General features: G+C 67.0%; 13 protein-coding genes. 3 read left to right on the forward strand and 10 right to left on the reverse strand.

Features of this window, described 5'->3' with window-relative positions; genetic code table 11:
- Positions 1 to 49: 49 nt before the first annotated feature.
- A complete protein-coding gene (locus tag HAV18_RS31555; RefSeq protein WP_166963875.1) occupies positions 50 to 718 on the reverse strand; it encodes a TetR/AcrR family transcriptional regulator in 669 nt (222 codons plus the stop codon).
- 121 nt (positions 719 to 839) lie between these two features.
- Here HAV18_RS31555 and HAV18_RS31560 point away from each other — a divergent pair, with 121 nt between their 5' ends.
- The gene (locus tag HAV18_RS31560; protein WP_166963877.1) at positions 840 to 2492 is read left to right on the forward strand and encodes an acyl-CoA dehydrogenase family protein; all 1653 of its coding nucleotides are present in this window, start codon (positions 840 to 842) and stop codon (positions 2490 to 2492) included.
- A 58-nt stretch (positions 2493 to 2550) separates the two neighbouring features.
- A complete protein-coding gene (locus HAV18_RS31565) occupies positions 2551 to 4059 on the forward strand; it encodes a class I adenylate-forming enzyme family protein (RefSeq protein ID WP_166963879.1) in 1509 nt (502 codons plus the stop codon).
- Between the two features lie 118 nt (positions 4060 to 4177).
- Here the strand turns inward: HAV18_RS31565 and HAV18_RS31570 are convergent, their stop codons facing one another.
- The 4 genes from HAV18_RS31570 to hemE form a co-directional block, all read right to left on the reverse strand.
- The gene (locus HAV18_RS31570) at positions 4178 to 5317 is read right to left on the reverse strand and encodes a branched-chain amino acid ABC transporter substrate-binding protein (protein ID WP_166963881.1); all 1140 of its coding nucleotides are present in this window, start codon (positions 5315 to 5317) and stop codon (positions 4178 to 4180) included.
- An 84-nt stretch (positions 5318 to 5401) separates the two neighbouring features.
- Complete coding sequence (putA, locus tag HAV18_RS31575; protein ID WP_166963883.1) at positions 5402 to 9334, reverse strand: trifunctional transcriptional regulator/proline dehydrogenase/L-glutamate gamma-semialdehyde dehydrogenase; 3933 nt, start codon at positions 9332 to 9334, stop codon at positions 5402 to 5404.
- A 377-nt stretch (positions 9335 to 9711) separates the two neighbouring features.
- Entirely contained in the window at positions 9712 to 11973 is a 2262-nt protein-coding gene (locus tag HAV18_RS31580; protein WP_166963885.1) for a primosomal protein N', read from the reverse strand.
- 448 nt (positions 11974 to 12421) lie between these two features.
- Positions 12422 to 13516, reverse strand: coding sequence for a uroporphyrinogen decarboxylase (gene hemE / locus HAV18_RS31585; protein WP_347814790.1), 1095 nt, complete (start codon positions 13514 to 13516; stop codon positions 12422 to 12424).
- Positions 13517 to 13665: 149 nt separating this feature from the next.
- Here hemE and HAV18_RS31590 point away from each other — a divergent pair, with 149 nt between their 5' ends.
- A complete protein-coding gene (locus HAV18_RS31590; protein ID WP_166963889.1) occupies positions 13666 to 14466 on the forward strand; it encodes a transporter substrate-binding domain-containing protein in 801 nt (266 codons plus the stop codon).
- Positions 14467 to 15198: 732 nt separating this feature from the next.
- Here the strand turns inward: HAV18_RS31590 and HAV18_RS31595 are convergent.
- The 5 genes from HAV18_RS31595 to atpA form a co-directional block, all read right to left on the reverse strand.
- Positions 15199 to 16926, reverse strand: coding sequence for an AMP-binding protein (locus HAV18_RS31595; RefSeq protein WP_166963891.1), 1728 nt, complete (start codon positions 16924 to 16926; stop codon positions 15199 to 15201).
- 257 nt (positions 16927 to 17183) lie between these two features.
- On the reverse strand, positions 17184 to 17609 hold the full coding sequence (locus HAV18_RS31600; protein ID WP_006477288.1) for a F0F1 ATP synthase subunit epsilon: 426 nt from the start codon (positions 17607 to 17609) through the stop codon (positions 17184 to 17186).
- Positions 17610 to 17762: 153 nt separating this feature from the next.
- Complete coding sequence (gene atpD, locus HAV18_RS31605) at positions 17763 to 19157, reverse strand: F0F1 ATP synthase subunit beta (protein ID WP_166963893.1); 1395 nt, start codon at positions 19155 to 19157, stop codon at positions 17763 to 17765.
- 66 nt (positions 19158 to 19223) lie between these two features.
- Positions 19224 to 20099, reverse strand: a complete 876-nt coding sequence (atpG, locus tag HAV18_RS31610) for a F0F1 ATP synthase subunit gamma (RefSeq protein WP_166963895.1) — start codon at positions 20097 to 20099, stop codon at positions 19224 to 19226.
- A 69-nt stretch (positions 20100 to 20168) separates the two neighbouring features.
- Positions 20169 to 21710 (reverse strand): F0F1 ATP synthase subunit alpha, encoded by a 1542-nt coding sequence (atpA, locus tag HAV18_RS31615; RefSeq protein WP_021160444.1) that lies wholly within the window; start codon positions 21708 to 21710, stop codon positions 20169 to 20171.
- Positions 21711 to 21752: the final 42 nt, after the last annotated feature.

Below are 21752 nucleotides of genomic sequence, written 5' to 3' on the forward strand. Positions count from 1 at the left end.
GCTCACCCGCCGGGCCGACATGCGAATCGGGCATTTCCCCTAGGGAATGCTACCGGCCGGCCGCCGCCAGATACGCAAGCAGCACGGCCCGCAGTTCGTCGCGCAGCGCGGCGATGTCGAACGCAGGCCCGAGCGTCAGCAACGCCTGCGAGAGACCGCCGTAGCAGATCGTATGCGCCATCCGCGCGAGCCCGTCGAGCCGCGCGGCCGGCGGCGGATCGGCCGCGTGCGCGAGCGCGTCGCGCCACAGCGCAACGTACGCGTCGTAATGCCGGCGGTAGGCGTCGAGCGGCGACACCTGCCGCTCCAGCGCGAAGAGTGCGCCCCACAGCGCCGCGTCGGCGCCGATCGCATCGACCTGCAGGTCGACGAGCGCGGCGGCGAGTTCGGCCCGCGGCGCGCCGCGCAGCCGCGCCACAGCGTCGCGCAGCCGGTCGGCCAGCGCCAGCACGTGCCGATGGATGCAGAGCGCCGCGAGGCTCTGCTTGTCGCCGAAATACTCGTAGAAGGTGCCGATGCTGACGCCCGCGACGGCCGCGATCTCGCGGATCGTCGCTTTTGCGTAGCCGCGTTCGAGCAAAAGCTGAACGAACGCCTGCTGCAGCGCGTCGGAACTCGCCTGGGCACGCGACTGGCGCGGCCGGCGACGCAATGCGGGCGCGGGTTGCGCCGCCGGCTGGCCGGGCGGCGCCGGAACCTGAACATGTCGCGGCGGCATATTTGCTACTCTGGAAATCAGCAGGGAATGCGTTTTACCGGGGGCCGGAACCGGCGCCGAAGCGCCCTCCGCGCGGCATGACGCCGGCTGCCCGCGCAGCATGAGACCGGAGACAACCTCGATGACCGAATCGACTCACGCCGTCACGAACCAGTTCGACGAACTGGTCGACTATAACCTCTTCGCGACGGACATCGCGCTGCGCGACGCGCTCGCCCGCGCAGGCGCCGACTGGGCCGTGTCGCAGCTCGACGCATACGGCGCGCGGCTCGGCAGTGCCGACACCGCACGACTTGCCGACGAAGCGAACCGCCACACGCCGGAACTGAACACGTTCGACCGGCGCGGCCGGCGCATCGACCGCGTCGACTTCCACCCGGCGTGGCACGCGCTGCTCGGTCAATACCGCCACGAAGGCTTCGTGTCGCTCGCGTTCCGCGAGTCGCGCCGCGGCCGCTGGGCCGCGACCGCGGCCGGCTTCTACCTGCACGGCCAGATCGAGGCCGGCACGCTGTGCCCGGCGACGATGACGCAGGCCGCGATCCCCGTGCTGCAGAAGGAGCCCGCGCTGTGGGCGCTGCTGCGCGACAAGCTCTACAGCGACGACTACGATCCGCGCGACGTGCCGGTCGCCGACAAGCGCGCGATCTGGTTCGGCATGGGCATGACCGAGAAACAGGGCGGCTCCGACGTGCGCGCGAACACGACGCTCGCGACCGCCGTCGGCGCGGGCGGACGCGGCGGCGAATACCGGCTGCGCGGCCACAAGTGGTTTTTCTCCGCGCCGATGTGCGACGCACACCTCATCGTCGCGCACACCGAGGGCGGCAGCCCGTCGTGCTTCTACGTGCCGCGCTGGCGGCCGGACGGCACGAAGAACGCGGTCGAAATCCAGCGGCTGAAGGACAAGGTCGGCAACCGCAGCAACTCGAGCAGCGAGATCGAGCTGAACGACGCGTGGGGCATCATGCTCGGCGACGAAGGCCGCGGCATTCCGACCATCATCGAGATGGCCACCTACACGCGGCTGAATTGCGTGGTCGGCAGTGCGGCGATGCTGCGCCAGGGCGTCGTGCAGGCGATCGCGTACACGCGCCAGCGCCATGCGTTCGGCCGCGCGCTCGCCGAGCAGCCGCTGATGCGCACCGTGCTCGCCGATCTCGCGCTCGAAAGCGAAGCCGCGCTCGTGCTTGCGATGCGTCTCGCCGACGCGTTCGAGCGCGACGACTCGCCGCGCGAACGTGCGTGGAAGCGCATCGTCACGCCCGCCGCGAAATTCTGGGTGTGCAAGCGCGCGGTCGAGCTGACCGGCGAGGTGATGGAAGTGTTCGGTGGCAACGGCTACGTCGACGACGGCCCGATCGCGCGGCTGTTCCGCGAAGCGCCCGTCAACTCGATCTGGGAAGGCTCGGGCAACGTGATGTGCCTCGACGTGCTGCGTGCGGTATCGCGCGAGCCCGACGCGGCGGCCGCGCTGTTCACCGAGCTCGCCGATCTCGGCGCGGGCGAACCGCGCATCCGCGCGGCGCTCGACGCGCTGCGTGCGATGCTCGACGCGCCGGCCGACACGCTCGAGGCGTCGGGCCGCGTGTTCGCGCAGCGCCTCGCGGTCGTCGCGCAGGCTTGCCTGCTGCGCCGCGATGCGCCGGCGGCCGTCGCCGACGCGTTCGTCGCGACGCGGCTCGCCGCGCCCGACTGGGGCCGCATCGCGGGCGGCTTCGACCCGCACGCGATCGACGTCGCCGCGCTGCTGCAGCGCGCGTACCCGGCCTGACGCCCGTTCGCCCGGCCCGGTAACCCATTTCGCCTTCGTTCGCCCGCCCGGAGCCCCGATGAACCTCGTCGCCGCCCTCGACCGCGCCGCCCGTGCGACGCCCGACAAGCCGTTCCTCGTCAGCGAATCCGCGACGATCACCTATGCCGCCACGCGCGAGCGCTCGCACCGCGCGGCAGCCGTGCTGAGCGCGCTCGGCATCGCGGCCGGCGACCGTGTCGCCGCGATGTGCTTCAACACGCCGGCCTTCGTCGACCTGATGTTCGGCGCGTGGCGGCTCGGCGCCACGTTCGTGCCGATCAACCACAAGCTGCAGGCACCGGAAGTCGACTACGTGCTCGAACACAGCCGCGGCAAGGCGCTGCTGTTCGACGTGGCGCTCGCGCCGGTGGTCGAGCACCTCGTGTATCCCGCGCGGCGGCTCGTGACCGAAGGCGAGCTCGACGGCGTGCCGTGCTTCGACACGCTGTGCGCAACGATGGACGGCCTCGCGGGCATCGATCCGGCCGACGGCGACATCGCGCAGATCCTCTATACGTCCGGCACGACCGGCCACCCGAAAGGCTGCGTGCACAGCCATCGCACCGTGACGCTCGCGGCGATGCAGGCGGCACTCGCGACCGGCATCGGCCGCAACGAGCGCACGCTGATGGCGATGCCGATCTGGCATTCGTCGCCGCTGAACAACTGGTTCGGCGGCACGCTGGTTGCGGGCGGCACCGTCGTGCTGCTGCGCGAATACCATCCGCTGCGGTTCCTGCAGGCCATCGAACGCGAGCGCGTGACGCTGTATTTCGGCGCGCCGGTGTCGTACCTGCTGCCGCTCGACACGATCGACGGTTTCGCGGCGTTCGACCTGTCGAGCGTGCGCGCATGGCTGTACGGCGGCGGCCCGATCGGCACCGCGCAGGCCGAACGGCTCGCGCGCGCGTATCGCAGCGACGCGTTCTTCCACGTGTACGGCATGACGGAAGCGGGCCCGGCCGGCACGACGCTGTATCCGGACGAGCAGATCGCGAAGGCCGGTTCGATCGGCCGCCACGGCGGCCCGGGCGTCGACCTGCGCGTCGTGCGGATGGACGGCATCGATGCGCAGCCGGGCGAAACCGGCGAGATCTGGCTGAAGACCGACAGCATGATGCTCGGCTATCTCGACGATGCGGCCGCGACACGCGCCGCGTTCGCGCCGGACGGCTGGTATCGCACCGGCGACATCGTGCGGATCGATCAGGATGGCTACCTGTTCATCGTCGACCGGCTGAAGGACATGATCGTGACGGGTGGCGAGAACGTCTATTCGAAGGAAGTGGAGGACGTGCTCGGCGCGCACCCGGACATCGCCGAGGCGGCCGTCGTCGGCGTTCCGCATCCCGACTGGGGCGAGACGGTCGTGGCGCACGTCGTGATGCGCGCGGGCACCGTGCCCGACGCGGACGCACTGCGCGCGTTCTGCGGCGCCCGGCTCGCCGCGTACAAGATTCCGCGCGAATTCACGTTCGCGCAGGCGCTGCCACGTACGCCCACGGGCAAGCTGCAGAAGTTCCTGCTGCGCGTGCGTCGCGACTAGCCGCTTGCCCGCCCACGGAAAAAGAAAAAGCCACCCGGCCCGACGGCCCGGTGGCTTTTTCGCATGACCGGCGGGGCAGCGACGTGCGCCGCCGCCCGTTCGTCACGTCACTGGCTGCTTACTTGCCGCCGATGCTCTTCAGCGGCTTCCACTCGCCCTTTTCGACCTTGTACATCGTGATGCCGCCGTTCTTCAGGTCGCCCTTCGCGTCATACGCGACGTGCGTCGACGTCACGCCGGCCATGTCGGACTTCGCGAGCACCGGCAGGTACTTCGCCGGATCGGTCGAATCGGCCTTCTTCATCGCGTTCAGCATCGCCATCGCGCCGTCGTACGCGTACGGCGAGTACGTCTGCACGTCTTCGCCGAAACGCTTCTTGTACTTGTCGGCGTAGGTCTTGCCGCCCGGCATTTCTTCCAGCGGGAGGCCGGCCAGCGAAGCGATCGTGCCGTCGGCCGCGTTGCCCGCGATCTTCAGGAACGTCGGCGTCTTCACCATTTCGCCGCTCATCAGCGGTGCGGCGATGCCGAGCGTCTTCATCTGCTTGACCATCGGCGCTGCCTGCGAATCCGCACCGCCGTAGTAGACGAGGTCCGGCTTCGTCGACTTGATCTTGGTCAGAATCGCCTTGAAGTCGACTGCCTTGTCGTTCGTGAATTCACGGTCGACGATCGTCGCGCCGCCGGCCTTCGCAGCCTTCTCGAACTGGTCGGCGAGACCCTGGCCGTAGGCCGTGCGGTCGTCGACGATCGCGATCTTCTTCATGCCGAGATCCTTCGACGCGAACGTGCCGGCCACCGAGCCCTGCTGCGTGTCGGACGTCATCATGCGGAAGGTCGTCTTGTAACCCTGCTGCGTGTATTCCGGCGCCGTCGCCATCGCGATTTCCGGAATGCCCGCGTTCGCGTAGATGCGCGAGGCGGGAATCGTCGTGCCCGAGTTGAAGTGGCCGAGCATGCCCTTGATGCCGTCGTCGACGAGCTTCTGCGCGACCGTCGTACCCGTGCGCGGGTCAGCCTGGTCGTCCTGCGTGTTCAGCACGAACTTCACCGGCTTGCCGCCGATCTTCGGGTTCGTCGCGTTGAAGTCTTCCAGCGCGAGCACGATCCCGTTCTGCATATCCTTGCCGTAGTGCGCCTGCGCGCCCGTCATCGGCCCTGCGTAACCGATCTTCACGTCATCCGCATGGGCCGTCCCCGCCAGCGACATGACGGCGACAAACGTCGCGCCTGCCAGCTTTTTCATCGTGTGTTGCATAGCATCTCCTTGGTACCAGGGTAAATGGAGCGGCTTCGGGATCGCCTTGCCGCTTCCTTTGTTTGATCCGAACGGCAAGGATGATCAGCCGATCGTCATCAAATTCGCATTGCCGCCGGCCGCCGCCGTGTTCACGCTCACCGAGCGCTCCGTCAGCAGCCGTTCCAGCGCGTAATCTTCCGCATCGCCGTTTTCGAACGCGCCCACCGACACGCCCTGCACCGACACGATCGGGCCCGGCCGCTGCGCGACGTCCTTCACGAGCGTCTGCAGTTCGTCGCTGTCGCCTTCGAACAGCACCGCGTCGAACGGCACGTCGGCCTGCTTGCGCACGCTCGCATGCGCCTTCAGCGACGCCGGCAGCGCGGCGACCAGCGCCTCGCCGGCCGCGCCTGCGAACAGCGCACGGTTGCCGGTCGCCAGCACCGCCGCGAACTGCGCGCGCGCACCGCCCGGCGTGGCCGCGACACACAGCACCGTGCCGCGCGGGCCGAGTGTATACGTGTTTCGCTCACCCGTCGGCCCGGTCAGCACGGCGGTCGCGCCGGCCGGCACCTGTGCCAGATAGCCGTCGCAACGTGCGGCCAGTACCGGCTCGCGCTGCTCGATCAACCAGTCACGCAGCGTCGTGAGTGCTGCCGCCGGGTTGCCGCGCGCATCGCCTTCGACCGCGCCGTCCGCGATCAGCGACTGCGCGAGCGAGCGCGGCAGGCCCGACGGACGCGTCGCGAGCAGGCGCTGCAGGTACAGCGCGCCGCCGGCCTTCGGGCCCGTGCCCGACAGGCCTTCGCCGCCGAACGGCTGCACGCCGACCACCGCGCCGATCACGTTGCGGTTCACGTAGATGTTGCCGACGTGCGCATTCGAGATCACATGCGCGATCGTCTCGTCGATCCGCGTGTGGATGCCGAGCGTCAGCCCGTAACCGGTCGCGCGGATCTGCTCCAGCAGCTTGTCGAGCTGGCTGCGGCGGTAGCGCACCACGTGCAGCACCGGGCCGAACACTTCACGCTTCAGCTCGTCGATGGTGCCGATCTCGATCAGCGTCGGCGGCACGAACGTGCCGTGCGCGCAGGCTTCCGGCGACGGCAGCTGCGTGACCGCGTGGCCCTTGTCCTTCATCGCCGCGACGTGCGTGTCGATCGTCTGCTTCGCTTCGCCGTCGATCACCGGGCCGACGTCCGTCGACAGCCGGTCGGGGTTGCCGAGCGCCAGCTCGTGCATCGCGCCCTTCAGCATCGTCAGCGTGCGGTCCGCGACATCGTCCTGCAGACACAGAACGCGTAGCGCCGAACACCGTTGACCGGCCGAGTCGAACGACGACTGCATCACGTCCGCGACGACCTGCTCCGCGAGCGCCGACGAGTCGACGATCATCGCGTTCTGGCCGCCCGTTTCGGCGATCAGCGGAATCGGCTTGCCGTCCGGGTCGAGGCGCGCGGCGAGCGTCTTGTTGATCAGGCGCGCGACTTCGGTCGAACCGGTGAACATCACCGCACGCGTGCGCGGATCGGCGACCAGCGCCGCACCGACGGTCTCGCCGTCGCCCGGCAGCAGTTGCACCGCGCCGGCCGGCACGCCGGCCTCGCGCAGCAGGCGCACGGCCTGTGCTGCAATCAGCGGCGTCTGTTCGGCCGGCTTCGCGAGCACCGTGTTGCCGGCGGCGAGTGCCGCGGCCACCTGGCCCATGAAGATCGCGAGCGGGAAGTTCCACGGGCTGATGCAGACCACGGGGCCGAGCGGACGGTGCGTGTCGTTCGAGAATTCGTCGCGGATCTGCGCGGCGTAGTAGCGCAGGAAGTCGACCGCTTCGCGGATTTCGGCGATCGCGTTCGGCAGCGACTTGCCGGCTTCGCGCACGATCAGGCCCATCAGCGTGTGCATCTGCGCTTCGAGCAGGTCGGCCGCACGCACCAGGCAGTCGGCGCGCGCATCGACCGGCGTCGCCTGCCAGATCGGCGCGGCGGCCACCGCATGCGCGAGCGCCGCGCTCACGTGTTCGGCCGTCGCTTCGCTGACCGTGCCGACCAGGTCGCGCTGATCGGCCGGGTTGCGCACGTCGCGTGCCGGTGCGTCGACGAGCGTGTCGTCGTCGAGCATCGGCGCCGCGCGCCACGGGAAATGCGCGCTCGCGAGCAGCGCGGACGACAGCGATGCGAGACGGTGTTCGTTCGACAGGTCGAGGCCCATCGAGTTGGGACGCTCGTCGCCGTACAGGTTGCGCGGCAGCGGGATCTTCGCGTGCGGCGCGCCGAGCGGCACGACCTTCGACGCCTCGTCGACCGGATCGGCGACCAGTTCCTTCACCGGCACGGCTTTATCGGCGATGCGGTTCACGAACGACGTGTTCGCGCCGTTTTCCAGCAGGCGGCGCACCAGGTACGCGAGCAGCGTCTCGTGCGTGCCGACCGGCGCGTAGACGCGGCACGGACGGTTCAGCTTGTCGCGGCCCGTGACTTCCTCGTACAGCGGCTCGCCCATCCCGTGCAGGCACTGGAATTCGTACTGGCCCGGGTAGTAGTTCTGGCCCGCGAGCTGATAGATCGCGGCCAGCGTGTGCGCGTTGTGCGTCGCGAACTGCGGATAGACGGCATCCGGCGCCGCGAGCAGCTTCTTCGCGCACGCGAGATACGACACGTCCGTGTAGATCTTGCGCGTGTAGACCGGGTAGCCTTCGAGGCCGTCGACCTGCGCACGCTTGATTTCGCTATCCCAGTACGCGCCCTTCACGAGGCGGATCATCAGGCGGTGACGGCTGCGGCGCGCGAGATCGATCAGGTAGTCGATCACGAACGGGCAGCGCTTCTGGTAGCCCTGCACCACGAAACCGATGCCGTTCCAGCCGGCGAGATCCGGGTCGAAGCACAGCGCCTCGAGCAGGTCGAGCGACAGTTCGAGGCGGTCGGCTTCTTCCGCGTCGATGTTCAGGCCGATGTCGTAGCGGCGTGCGAGCAGCGCGAGTGCGCGCACACGCGGCAGCAGCTCGCTCATCGTGCGGTCCTGCTGCGAGCGCGAGTAGCGCGCATGCAGCGCCGACAGCTTGATCGAGATGCCCGGGCCTTCGTAGATGCCGCGGCCGCCGGCCGCCTTGCCGATCGCGTGGATCGCCTGTTCGTACGACGCGTAGTAGCGCTGCGCGTCCTCTTCCGTCGTCGCCGCTTCACCGAGCATGTCGTACGAGTAGCGGAAGCCGCGCGCTTCGTACTTGCGGCTGTTCGCGAGCGCTTCGGAAATCGTCTCGCCGGTGACGAACTGCTCGCCCATCAGGCGCATCGCCATGTCGACGCCCTTGCGGATCAGCGGCTCGCCGCCGCGGCCGATCAGGCGCGTGAGCGCCGACGACAGCCCCGCTTCGCTGTTGGTCGTCACGAGCTTGCCGGTGATCATCAGCCCCCAGGTCGCCGCGTTCACGAACAGCGACGGCGCGTGGCCGACGTGCGAACGCCAGTCTCCCTTGCTGATCTTGTCGCGGATCAGCGCATCGCGCGTCGCGCGATCGGGAATGCGCAGCAGCGCTTCGGCGAGGCACATCAGCGCGACGCCTTCCTGGCTCGACAGCGAGAATTCGTGGATCAGCCCTTCGACGCCGCCACCCGAGCTCTTCTCGCGCAGCGCCTCGACGAGCTTCGTCGCGAGCGCCTGAACATCCGCCTGCAGGTTCGCGGGCAGGCGCGCCTGGCCGAGCAGGAACGGCACGCATTCCGGCTCGGGGCGGCGGTACGCAGCCGTGATCGCCGCGCGCAGCACCGATTGCGGCTGCACGTTCTGCGCGAACTCGAGGAACGGATGCGGCGAGTTGTCGTCGTCACCGTCCGCGACCTGACCGTCGGCGAGCTCCGTCACGCCGCTGTTGCCCGACAGCTCGGGCGGCAGCTGGCCGTGCTCGATCCGCTCGAGATACGCGAAGATCGCCTGCTTGATCAGCCAGTGGGGAGTGCGCTCGAGACGCGCGGCTGCGTCCTTGAGGCGCGAGCGGAGAAGGTCGTCGACCTTGACGCCGAGAGTCGTGCTTGCCATGGTGGGTTCGTGCGCCGGTGCGAGCCCGGCAATGTGGTGTGAGAGGATGCGCGAAATCCTACGGCACGCAATAAAAAGGTGCAACCAAATTGCGAGATAGGTTGCACCCACAAGTTAGCCAATATAATCAGCCACTTATGCGGTTGCAACCTAGGAGTTGCCCGTGGTCGGAGGATCGGTGTTTTCCCTGAGCGGGCCGGTTTGACACGCGTGCGCAACCTTCGCCGCGCGCGGCGGCGGGGGAAAACGGGTTGCACTGGGTGTGACGGCGGATGTGGCACCCGGGCGCGACCGGGCGGCAAGAGACGCTTCGGGGTGCCCGCTGGCCCGGGCTTCAACGCAGCGGCACGCGGCACGACGGCCGCATGGCGCGGCGCTCAGATGTCCAGCGGATCGACCTCGACGCTCCACCGCAGCACGCCCTTCAGCGCGCGCAGCTCCGGCTGCCATGCGCGCAGCGCATGCTGCAGCGCCGCCCGCGACGCGCTTTCGAGCAGCAACTGCGCGCGATGGACGTTCGCGACCTTGACGATCGTCATCGGCACCGCGTCGTACACGGTCACGCGATCGGCACCCGGCAGCCCCGGCAACGCGGCCGCGGCTTGCAGCAGGAACCCGAGCGCCGCGTCGAGCGTGCGCCCTTCGGCGCGCAGCAGCGCCTGATAGACGAACGGCGGCAGGTGCGCGTCCCGGCGCTCGCCAAGCGTCGAATTCGCGAAGCCGACGTAATCCTGCCGCCCGAGCGCGTGATACAGCGCGTGACGCGGGTAGCGCGTCTGCACCATCACCTCGCCCGGCAGCCCGGCACGCCCCGCGCGGCCGCTCACCTGCATCAGCTGCGCGAACAGCCGCTCGCTCGCGCGGAAGTCGTGCGAGAACAGCGCCGTGTCGGCATTGAGCACGCCGACGAGCGACACGCGCTGGAAGTCGTGCCCTTTCGCGATCATCTGCGTACCGACGAGAATATCGACCTCGCCCGCATGCACATCGGAGAAGAGCGCCTGCGCACTGCCCTTGCGGCGTGTGCTGTCCGCGTCGATCCGCAGCACGCGCGCGCCCGGCACGGCCTCGGCGAGCGCCTCCTCGATGCGTTGCGTGCCGCGCCCGAGCGGCGCGATATCGACATTCCCGCACTCGGGGCACGACCGCGGAATGCGCGCTTCCCAGCCGCAGTGATGGCAGCGCAGCGCATGCTCGGGCTTGTGCAGCACGACGTACGCGCTGCAGCGCGGGCAACCGGCGACCCAGCCGCACGCATCGCACGCGAGCTGCGGCGCGTAGCCGCGCCGGTTCAGGAACACGAGGCTCTGCTCGCCCCGCTCGAGCCGTGCCTTCAGCGCCGCGACGAGCGGCCCCGACAGCCCGCCCATCGACGCGCGGCCGCGCCGCCGCTCCTCTTCGAGATCGATCAGCCGCACGGTCGGCAGCGTCGCGTCGGCCACCGCGCGGCGCGACAGTGTGAGCCGCGTGTAGCGGCCCTGCTCCGCCTGCCACCAGGTTTCGAGCGACGGCGTCGCCGAGCCGAGCACGACCGTGAGGCCGAGCTGCTTCGCGCGCCACACGGCGAGATCGCGCGCCGAATAGCGCAGCCCTTCTTGCTGCTTGTACGCGGGCTCGTGCTCCTCGTCGACGACGATCAGCGCAAGCGTCGGCATCGATGCGAGCACCGCGAGGCGCGTGCCGAGCACGATCCGCGCACGGCCCGTATGCGCGGCGAGCCAGTTGCGCGCACGTTCGCCCTCGGCGAGCCCGCTGTGCAGCGTGACGATCGCGTCGTCGGCGAGCGCACCCGCGAAGCGCGCGCGAAACGCGGCCTCGAACTGCGGCGTCAGGTTGATTTCGGGGACGAGCACGAGCGCCTGCGCGTCCGGCCGGGCGTCGAGCAGCGATGCGAGCGCATGCAGGTAGACCTCGGTCTTGCCGCTGCCCGTCACGCCGTGCAGCAGGAACGGCGCAAAGCCCTGCGCGGCGCGGATCGCGTCGAGCGCCTCGGCCTGCTGGTCCGTGAGCGCCGGGGGCACAGTTCGTCCACCGGCTGCCAACAGGTTATCCACAGCTTTGGGCACAGGCGCATCGGCCCAGCCGATCTCCTCGACGTCGACCCAGCCGCGCACCGCCCAGTCGTCGAGCGTCGCGGCCGCCTTCGGGTGCAGCGCGCGCGCATCGGGCAGCGCCAGCGAGCCGGTGTCGACCAGCGCCTGCGCGAGCCGCCGCAGCGCGGCCCCGCGAGCGGGCAAGGCATCGGGCAGCGCCGCGCGGCCGGCCTCCGTCGGCCGGTAGCGCACCTCGGGCGCGAGCAGCCGCCCCCAGCGCCCCGCATCGCGCAGCGCCTGCGGCAGCGCCGGCAGCGCGACCTCGCCACGCCCGCGCTGGTAGTAGTCGGCGGCGAACGACACGAGCGCGAGCCAATCCGGCGACAACGGCGGCAGGTCGGTGCAGATCGCGTCGATCGCGCGCAGCCGGGACGGCGGCACATCGGTGTGAGTCGTCACTTCGCAGACGAGCCCGACGGCCTGCCGCTTGCCGAACGGCACCTGCACGAGCGTGCCGGGCACGGGTGTCGGCTGCGCGTCGCAGCGGTAGTCGAACAGGGTGGCGAGCGGATGGTCGAGCGCGACGCGCAGGTAGGTGCCGCTCATCGCGGCGCTCCGCCGGGGGCATGCACTGCATGGACAGCCGGCATCCGCGTCCGCATCGGGGCGACGGACTTAAAGAAAAACTTCAGATTCGGCGCTAAGTTTTGGATTCGCATTAGGAATCGCCGTATACCCTGCCCAGCCTGTGGATAACTTTGTTGAGAACTCGCCGCTCACGGGCCGCAACGCACGCGGGGCCGCGCTTTCCGCTGATTTTGACCGCTTGTCGCGGCGCCCCGCGGAGCCTTATTCCATAAGGCTGCTATTCAAATTACCGAACCATAGCGAGACAATTTGACCGATACAGGGCTCTACCGCGCTGCAACGTGGAAAATGTGTATAAGTCAAGTCTTGACAAGCACTGAATCGGCAACCGGTGCGGGGTTGCGCCCTGTTTAGTTTCAATAACGAAACACTGTCACCCCGCGGTGCAGCATGACAGCGCTTGCGTTCAGCCGGCGGCTCCGCTACGGATCGCGCGGCTGTGGCGATGCACCTCGTCGACGAGTTCGGCGACGTGATCGGGCGACGTGAATTGCGAAATGCCGTGCCCGAGGTTGAATACATGGCCCGGATGGTTGCCGTAGCTGTCGAGCACCGCGCGCGCCTGTTCGCGCACCGCGGCGGGCGGCGCAAACAGGATCGTCGGGTCGAGGTTGCCTTGCAGCGCGACCTGGCCCCCGACGCGCTCGCGCGCCTTGCCGAGGTTGACCGTCCAGTCGAGCCCGACCGCGTCGACGCCGGTCGCCGCGATCTCCTCGAGCCACAGCCCGCCGCCCTTCGTGAACGTGATCACCGGCACGCGCTCGCCGTCGTGCTCGCGCTTGAGTTGCGACACCACGCGGCGGATGTAGTCGAGCGAGAAGCGTTGGTATGCGCCGTCGGCCAGCGCGCCGCCCCACGTATCGAAGATCATCACGGCCTGTGCGCCCGCTTCGATCTGTGCGTTCAGGTACGCGGCCACCGCCTGCGCGTTCACGTCGAGGATCCGGTGCATCAGGTCGGGGCGCGAATACGCCATCGACTTCACCGTGCGGAAATCGTCCGACCCACCGCCTTCGACCATGTAGCACGCGAGCGTCCACGGGCTGCCCGAAAAGCCGATCAGCGGCACGCGCTGGCGGCCCTGGCCGTCGGTGAGCGCGCGGCGAATCTCGCGCACCGCGCCCGTTACGTAGCCGAGCGTCTCCTCGATGTCCGGCACCGCGAGCTTCGCGACGTCGGCCTCGGTACGCACCGGGTGCGCGAACTTCGGCCCTTCGCCAACCTGGAAGTCGAGGCCGAGCCCCATTGCATCAGGAATCGTCAGGATGTCCGAGAACAGGATCGCGGCGTCGAGCGGAAAGCGCTCGAGCGGCTGCAGCGTCACTTCGGTCGCGTAGTCGGGATTCTTCGCCAGACCGAGGAAGCTGCCGGCACGCGCGCGCGTCGCGTTGTATTCGGGCAGGTAGCGGCCGGCCTGGCGCATCAGCCAGATCGGCGTGTAGTCGGTCGGCTCGCGCAGAAGCGCACGCAGGAAGGTGTCGTTGAGCAGGGTATGGGCCACGGTAGGAGCGACGATGCGAAGGCAAAGCGGCATTTTACCGGACAGCCGCCGCCAGGCTGCACATCCCGACGCGATGGCGGCCATATGACGCGCGCGATGGCTCCGTTATGATCGGACGCTCATATCGAACGAAACGACGGAGGAGACCGATGAAACCATTCGCCACGCTCGCCGCGGCCGCGTTGCTGTGCTGCGCCGCCGCGCACGCGCAGACCGCCGCGGGCGCAGCCTCGGCCACACCGGGCGCCGGCTCGCGGCTCGACGACGTGCTCGCGCGCGGCACGCTGCGCGTCTGCACGACGGGCGACTACAAGCCGTATTCGTATTACCGCGCGGACGGCCGCTTCGAGGGCATCGACATCGACATGGCCGAATCGCTCGCGAAATCGCTCGGCGTGAAGACCGACTACGTGAAGACGAGCTGGCCGAACCTGACCGGCGACTTCGTCGCGAAATGCGACGTCGCGGTGGGCGGCGTCTCGACGACGCTCGAGCGCCAGAAGCGCGTGTTCTTCACGCAGCCGTACGTCGTGGACGGCAAGACGCCGATCGTGCGCTGCGCGGACGCCGACAAATACCAGACCGTCGCGCAGATCGACCGGCCGGAAACGCGCGTGATCGTGAACCCGGGCGGCACCAACGAGCGATTCGCGAAGCAGTATTTCACGCACGCGAACCTGACCGTCTATCCGGACAACGTAACGATCTTCAAGCAGATCCTCGCGGGCAAGGCGGACGTGATGGTGACGGATGCGTCCGAGACGCTGCTGCAGCAAAAGCTGAATCCGGGCCTGTGCTCGGTGCATCCGGACAAGCCGTTCCAGTTCGGCGAGAAGGCATACATGGTGCCGCGCGGCGACGTTGCGTTCCAGCAGTACGTCGATCAGTGGCTGCATCTCGCGCTGTCGACCGGCGAATACCAGGCGATTTCCGACAAATGGCTGAAGTAAGCGGGTTCGCACGCGGCTGCCCGCAGCGACTTTAGCGGGCACCGACCCCGCGGCCAGCGCCCGCGAAAGTGGCTGTGCGGCGGCGGCCGAATCGCCGCCGTTACACTTCGACGCAGCGTGTCGGCGCCGGCAAAATCGGCCCGAAGCCGGTGAACTGGCCGAACGGCCGACTTCCATGCATGCCAATCACGTTTCAAAATCTTTCTGACGAATGAATCGTCATGCGCGGTATCGGCCGAACCGCGCATTTTCTCGCGTGAAAATCGGCAATTCGTCGCGCCTGATACGCACGAAAAACGCATCGTGCGCATGCGCTGAAAACGCTGCGGAAAATATGGGTAAAAATGACCTTTTCCCGGCCCTCAAAAACAGCAAAAAATCCCGGAAAGCCTTATCTGGCGGGCGTTACAACCTGAAACACTTTGTTACCGCGAGGGGTCATTAATTCGCCCACAATGGCCTCAACGGTTTCAACACGGATGCGGTCTCGTGTGCCAAGTGTGAGCGGACGCGAAGCGCTGCGAGCCAGTCGGTCACGTACCGAAGCCCTTCCGAGGGGCATCCCTGTTGGAGTCGTTTCCGGCCCCCCGCCGGACTCGGTTTCATCTTTGGTCTCCTCGCGCTAACCCCGTAGCGTGTGGTTTTTAGCGGGCTAATAAGCCCGCTTTTTTTCGTCCATCGAAAGCGTAACGGCCCGCAGGCCGCCACGTTTTTTCCCGCCTTCCTGCCGCGCTACGCGGTCTTCTGCACGTCGAGCTTCAGCTCCTCGATCATCCGGTCGCGCATCACGAACTTCTGCACCTTGCCCGTCACCGTCATCGGCAGCTCGTCGACGAAGCGGATATAGCGCGGGATCTTGTAGTGCGCGATCTGCCCGCTGCAGAACGCACGCACGTCGTCCTCGGTCATCTGCTCGTCCGCGCGCAGCACGATCCACGCGCACAGCTCCTCGCCGTACTTCACATCGGGCACGCCGAATACCTGCGCACTCTGGATCTTCGGATGCCGAAACAGGAATTCCTCGATCTCGCGCGGATAGACGTTCTCGCCGCCGCGAATCACCATGTCCTTCAGCCGGCCGACGATGTTGCAGTAACCGTCCGCGTCGAGCGTCGCGAGGTCGCCCGTATGCATCCAGCCGTCCACCAGCACCTCGCGCGTCTTCGCGTCGTCGTCCCAGTAGCCGAGCATCACCGAATAACCCTTCGTGCACAGCTCGCCCGTCGCGCCGACCGGCACAATATCGCCGCCCGGATCGACGACCTTCACTTCCAGGTGTGGCTGGATGCGGCCGACCGTCGTCGTGCGCTTCTCGAGCGGATCGTCGGTCGAGCTCTGGAACGACACCGGGCTCGTCTCCGTCATCCCGTACGCGATCGTGATCTCCGACAGGTGCATCTGCGACACGACGCGCTTCATCGTCTCGATCGGGCACGGTGAGCCAGCCATGATCCCGGTGCGCAGCGTCGACAGGTCAAATTGCGCGAACGCCGGATGATCGAGCTCCGCGATGAACATCGTCGGCACGCCGTGCAGCGCGGTGCAGCGCTCGTCCGCCACCGCCGCGAGCGTCGCGACCGGGTCGAACGCTTCGCCCGGGAACACCATCGCCGCGCCCTTCGACACGCACGCGAGCACCGCGAGCACCATCCCGAAGCAGTGATACAGCGGCACCGGGATGCACAGCGTGTCCTGCTCGGTGAAGCGCATCGCGGTCGCGATCGAGCGCCCGTTGTTGACGACGTTGCGATGCGTGAGCGTCGCGCCCTTCGGGCTGCCCGTCGTGCCGCTCGTGAACTGGATGTTGATGGGCTCATGGGCCGCGAGTGTCGCGCCGATCGCATCGAGCAACGCGGGATCGACGGCCTGGCGGCCGCGCGCCATCACGTCCGCGAAGCGGAACATACCGGCCGGCGCGACGTCGCCCATCGACACGACCGTGCGCAGGCTCGGCACGCGCGCCGCATGCAGGTCGCCCGGCGTCGCGGTCGCGAGCTCCGGTGCGATGGTCTGCAGCATCTCGACGTAGGCGGACGTCTTGAAGCGCTCGGCGGCGATCACGGCCTTGCAGCCGACCTTGTTCAGCGCGTATTCGAGCTCCGACAGCCGGTAGGCCGGATTGATGTTGACGAGCACCGCTCCGATCCGCGCGGTCGCGAACTGCGTGAGCAGCCATTCGCTGCGGTTCGGCGACCAGATGCCGACGCGATCGCCCTTCACGATGCCGAGCGAGGCCAGCCCGGACGCCAGCACATCGACCTCGTTCGCGAACTCGCGCCAGGTCCAGCGCACCTGCTGCTCGCGGAACACGACGGCCGGACGATCGGGAAAGCGGCCGGCCGTGTCGAGCAGGAACCGGCCGATCGTCGCTTCGGAGAGCGGCACGTCGGTCGTGCCGCGCACGTACGACAAGCCGTTTTCGGGCGCGATCAGCGCGCCCACGCCAAGGTCTGCTGTCATGAATGTCTCCGTCCGTTTTTGTCTGATCGGCCCGGCACGCGGCTCACGCGCGCCTGCTCCGCCGCCATCGCGGCGGACTGCCTCTCCGCGGATGATGCCGCGCTCCGCTGACGACACTCTGACATCGAATCGCGGCAGGCGGGTGAAATAGCACGACCGGACGGAATGATCCGACCCGCAAAAAAAGCAGACGAAAACGACAGGCGAAAAAAAAGCAGCCCGGAGGCTGCTTTCTTTCGCGGGATACGCGGCGCGGCTCAGTGCCGGCTGCGGATCTTCGCCAGACGCTGGATCGCTTCGAGCTGCGCCATCGCGGTCGCGAGCTCGGATTGCGCCTTCGCGAGGTCGAGATCCGACTTCGCGTTCTGCAGCGTTTCCTCGGCACGCTTGCGCGCTTCCTCGGCTTTCGCCGCGTCGAGGTCCTTGCCGCGGATCGCGGTATCGGCGAGCACCGTCACGGCGCCCGGCTGCACTTCGAGAATGCCGCCCGCGACGAACACGAATTCGTCGTTGCCGCCCTCGACTTCGATGCGCACCGCACCCGGACGAATCCGCGTGATCAGCGGCGTGTGGCCCGGCAAAATACCCAGCTCACCCGTTTCGCCCGGCAGCGCGACGAATTTCGCCTCGCCCGAGAAGATCTGCTCTTCCGCGCTGACGACGTCTACTTTGATGGTTGCCATATCGACTCCTGTCAACGAGTGCGAACGCCTCGAGGCGCCCGCCCTCGTCCCATGCACGGCGGATTGAGCGTGTTGCGGTCGGCGCGACCGGCCAGGGTTATCAGTCCGACTGTTAATCCCGACTGGCACGCGCCGTGCGACTCACTCGAATCCTTACGAGATCTTCTTGGCCTTTTCGAAGGCTTCGTCGATCGTGCCGACCATGTAGAACGCCTGTTCCGGCAGGTGGTCGCACTCGCCGTCGACGATCATCTTGAAGCCGCGGATCGTTTCCTTCAGCGGCACGTACTTGCCCGGCGAGCCCGTGAACACTTCAGCAACGTGGAACGGCTGCGACAGGAAACGCTGGATCTTACGAGCGCGCGCGACCGACAGCTTGTCTTCCGGTGACAGTTCGTCCATACCCAGAATCGCGATGATGTCGCGCAGTTCCTTGTAGCGCTGCAGCGTCTGCTGAACACGACGGGTGATCGAGTAGTGCTCTTCACCGATCACGTTCGGGTCGATCTGGCGCGACGTCGAGTCGAGCGGGTCGACCGCCGGGTAGATACCCAGCGAAGCGATGTCACGCGACAGAACGACGGTTGCGTCCAGGTGGCCGAAGGTCGTAGCCGGCGACGGGTCGGTCAAGTCATCCGCAGGGACGTACACGGCCTGGACCGACGTAATCGAGCCCTTCTTGGTCGACGTGATGCGCTCTTGCAGCTTGCCCATTTCTTCAGCCAGCGTCGGCTGATAGCCCACTGCCGACGGCATACGGCCGAGCAGTGCCGACACTTCGGTACCGGCCAGCGTGAAACGGTAGATGTTGTCGACGAAGAACAGCACGTCGAGGCCTTCGTCACGGAAGTGCTCGGCCATCGTCAGGCCGGTCAGCGCGACGCGCAGACGGTTGCCCGGCGGCTCGTTCATCTGGCCGTACACCAGCGCGACCTTGTCGAGAACGTTCGAGTCCTTCATTTCGTGGTAGAAGTCGTTCCCTTCACGGGTACGCTCGCCCACGCCCGCGAACACGGAGTAACCGCCGTGTTCCTTCGCGATGTTGTTGATGAGCTCCATCATGTTGACGGTCTTGCCCACGCCAGCACCGCCGAACAGGCCAACCTTGCCGCCCTTTGCGAACGGGCAGATCAGGTCGATGACCTTGATACCCGTTTCGAGCAGTTCGGTGGACGGCGACAGTTCGTCGAACGCCGGAGCCTTCTGGTGGATCGAACGCGTCGTTGCGCTTTCGATCGGGCCAGCTTCGTCGATCGGACGGCCGAGGACGTCCATGATCCGGCCGAGGGTCGGCTTGCCGACCGGCACCGAGATCGGCTTGCGCGTGTTCTTCACCACCAGACCGCGGCGCAGGCCGTCGGATGCACCCAGACAGATGGTCCGGACCACGCCGTCACCCAGCTGCTGCTGGACTTCGAGCGTCAGTTCCGAGCCATCGAGAATGAGCGCGTCGTAGATCTTCGGCATGCTGTCGCGCGGGAATTCCACGTCGATAACGGCGCCGATGCACTGTACGATCTTGCCTTCTACCAAAGCAGCAGTACTCATCGCTTTTCCTTTAAATACCTGATTCTTTACTCGCGCAAAGGCGCAGTTGTCGTCCGTGGCGCGCGCTTAAACAGCGGCTGCGCCGCCGACGATCTCCGACAGTTCTTTCGTAATCGCGGCCTGACGGCTCTTGTTGTACACGAGCTGCAGTTCGCTGATCACCGTCTTCGCGTTGTCGGACGCGGCCTTCATCGCGACCATGCGCGCCGATTGCTCGGACGCCATGTTTTCCGCGACGGCCTGGTACACCAGCGCCTCGACGTAACGCACGAGCAGTTCGTCGACGACTGCCTGCGCGTCCGGCTCGTAGATGTAATCCCACGACGTGGCCGGCGTACCGTCATCGGCTTCGAAGTGTTCCGACGACAGCGGCAGCAGCTGCTCGATCACGGCTTCCTGCTTCATCGTGTTGACGAAGCGCGTGTAAGCGATATAAACCGCCGACAGCTTGCCTTCCGAGTACAGATCGAGCTGCGTCTTCACGGCGCCGATCAGCTTGTCCAGATGCGGGGTGTCGCCGAGGTGCACGACCTGCGACATCACCTTCGCGCCGAAGCGGTTCAGGAAACCGAGGCCCTTGCTGCCGATCGCCGTGGCTTCGACCTTCTGGCCCTTCTCTTCCAGTTCCTTGAACTTCTGAACCGTCGCACGCAGCACGTTGGTGTTCAAACCGCCGCACAGACCCTTGTCCGTCGTGACGAGGATGATGCCGGCCGTGTTCGTGCCTTCGTTCGCCACCATGAACGGGTGGCGGTACTCCGGGTTCGCGCGGCTCATGTGCGCGGCGATGGCACGGACCTTGTCCGCATACGGACGAGCGGCGCGCATGCGTTCCTGCGCGCGACGCATCTTCGATGCGGCCACCATCTCCATCGCCTTCGTGATCTTGCGCGTGTTCTGCACGCTCTTGATCTTGCCGCGAATTTCCTTCATTCCAGCCATAGCTTGCTCCTTGACCGAAGCGGCGCGGGCGCATCAGCACCCGCGCGGCCTCAGTGTGTCACTCGCGGATCAATAGGCACCGGACTTCTTGAAGGATTCGATCGCCGAGCGCAGTGCGCCTTCGTCGTCCTTCGAGAGATCCTTGGTGTCTTCGATGCGCTTGATGAGGTCAGCGTGGCTGGTCTTCAGGTTTTCGCGCAGGCCCTTCTCGAACGACAGCACTTGCTTGACGTCGAGGTCGTCGAGGTAGCCATTGTTCGCGGCGTACAGCGACACGGCCAGTTCCCACACCTGCAGCGGCTGGTACTGCGGCTGCTTCAGCAGTTCCGTCACGCGGCGGCCGCGCTCGAGTTGCTTGCGGGTCGCTTCGTCGAGGTCCGATGCGAACTGTGCGAATGCAGCCAGTTCACGGTACTGCGCGAGGTCGGTACGGATACCGCCCGACAGCTTCTTCACGACCTTCGTCTGAGCGGCGCCACCGACTCGCGACACCGACACGCCGGCGTTGATTGCCGGGCGGATGCCTGCGTTGAACAGGTCGGTTTCCAGGAAGATCTGGCCGTCGGTAATCGAGATCACGTTCGTCGGAACGAACGCGGTCACGTCGCCAGCCTGCGTTTCGATGACCGGCAGTGCCGTCAGCGAACCGCTCTTGCCCTTCACTTCGCCGTTCGTGAACTTCTCGACGTACTCTTCCGACACGCGAGCCGCACGCTCGAGCAGACGCGAGTGCAGATAGAACACGTCGCCCGGGTACGCTTCACGGCCCGGCGGGCGGCGCAGCAGCAGCGAGATCTGACGGTATGCCCAGGCTTGCTTGGTCAAGTCGTCATAGATGATCAGCGCGTCTTGGCCACGATCGCGGAAGTATTCGCCCATCGTGCAGCCGGCGTACGGTGCGAGGTACTGCATCGCTGCCGAATCCGAAGCCGAAGCGGCGACGACGATCGTGTATTCCATCGCGCCCGTTTCTTCGAGCTTGCGAACCACGTTCATGATCGACGAAGCCTTCTGGCCGATCGCGACGTAGATACAGATCAGGTCCTTGCCCTTCTGGTTGATGATCGCGTCGAGCGCCACTGCGGTCTTGCCGCACTGACGGTCGCCGATGATCAGCTCACGCTGGCCACGGCCGATCGGCACCATCGCGTCGATCGACTTGATGCCCGTCTGCACCGGCTGCGACACCGACTTACGCCAGATCACGCCCGGGGCGATCTTTTCGATCGCGTCGGTCAGCTTGGCGTTGACCGGGCCCTTGCCGTCGATCGGGTTGCCGAGCGCATCGACCACGCGGCCGACGAGTTCCGGACCAACCGGGACTTCGAGAATGCGGCCCGTCGTCTTGACGATGTCGCCTTCCGAGATGTGTTCGTATTCGCCGAGAATCACCGCGCCGACCGAGTCGCGCTCGAGGTTCAGCGCGAGGCCGAACGTGTTGCCCGGAAACTCGAGCATTTCGCCCTGCATCACGTCCGACAGGCCGTGGATACGCACGATACCGTCGGTCACGGAGATCACGGTGCCCTGGTTGCGAACGTCTGCGCTCGCTTCAAGGCCCTGGATCCGGCTCTTGATCAGCTCGCTGATCTCAGAGGGATTGAGTTGCATTATTCGCTCCTGATAGTCAATTCTGTTGCGTGCCGGCGTGGC

The sequence above is a fragment of the Burkholderia sp. D-99 genome (assembly GCF_011605345.1).
Lineage (GTDB): Bacteria > Pseudomonadota > Gammaproteobacteria > Burkholderiales > Burkholderiaceae > Burkholderia.

Excerpts from the sequence above, each read along its gene's own strand:
- HAV18_RS31555 (WP_166963875.1), bottom strand. The coding sequence starts at position 718 with ATGCCGCCGCGACATGTTCAGGTTCCGGCGCCGCCCGGCCAGCCGGCG.
- HAV18_RS31560 (WP_166963877.1), top strand. The coding sequence starts at position 840 with ATGACCGAATCGACTCACGCCGTCACGAACCAGTTCGACGAACTGGTC.
- HAV18_RS31565 (WP_166963879.1), top strand. The coding sequence starts at position 2,551 with ATGAACCTCGTCGCCGCCCTCGACCGCGCCGCCCGTGCGACGCCCGAC.
- HAV18_RS31570 (WP_166963881.1), bottom strand. The coding sequence starts at position 5,317 with ATGCAACACACGATGAAAAAGCTGGCAGGCGCGACGTTTGTCGCCGTC.
- putA (WP_166963883.1), bottom strand. The coding sequence starts at position 9,334 with ATGGCAAGCACGACTCTCGGCGTCAAGGTCGACGACCTTCTCCGCTCG.
- HAV18_RS31580 (WP_166963885.1), bottom strand. The coding sequence starts at position 11,973 with ATGAGCGGCACCTACCTGCGCGTCGCGCTCGACCATCCGCTCGCCACC.
- HAV18_RS31590 (WP_166963889.1), top strand. The coding sequence starts at position 13,666 with ATGAAACCATTCGCCACGCTCGCCGCGGCCGCGTTGCTGTGCTGCGCC.
- HAV18_RS31595 (WP_166963891.1), bottom strand. The coding sequence starts at position 16,926 with ATGACAGCAGACCTTGGCGTGGGCGCGCTGATCGCGCCCGAAAACGGC.
- HAV18_RS31600 (WP_006477288.1), bottom strand. The coding sequence starts at position 17,609 with ATGGCAACCATCAAAGTAGACGTCGTCAGCGCGGAAGAGCAGATCTTC.
- atpD (WP_166963893.1), bottom strand. The coding sequence starts at position 19,157 with ATGAGTACTGCTGCTTTGGTAGAAGGCAAGATCGTACAGTGCATCGGC.
- atpG (WP_166963895.1), bottom strand. The coding sequence starts at position 20,099 with ATGGCTGGAATGAAGGAAATTCGCGGCAAGATCAAGAGCGTGCAGAAC.
- atpA (WP_021160444.1), bottom strand. The coding sequence starts at position 21,710 with ATGCAACTCAATCCCTCTGAGATCAGCGAGCTGATCAAGAGCCGGATC.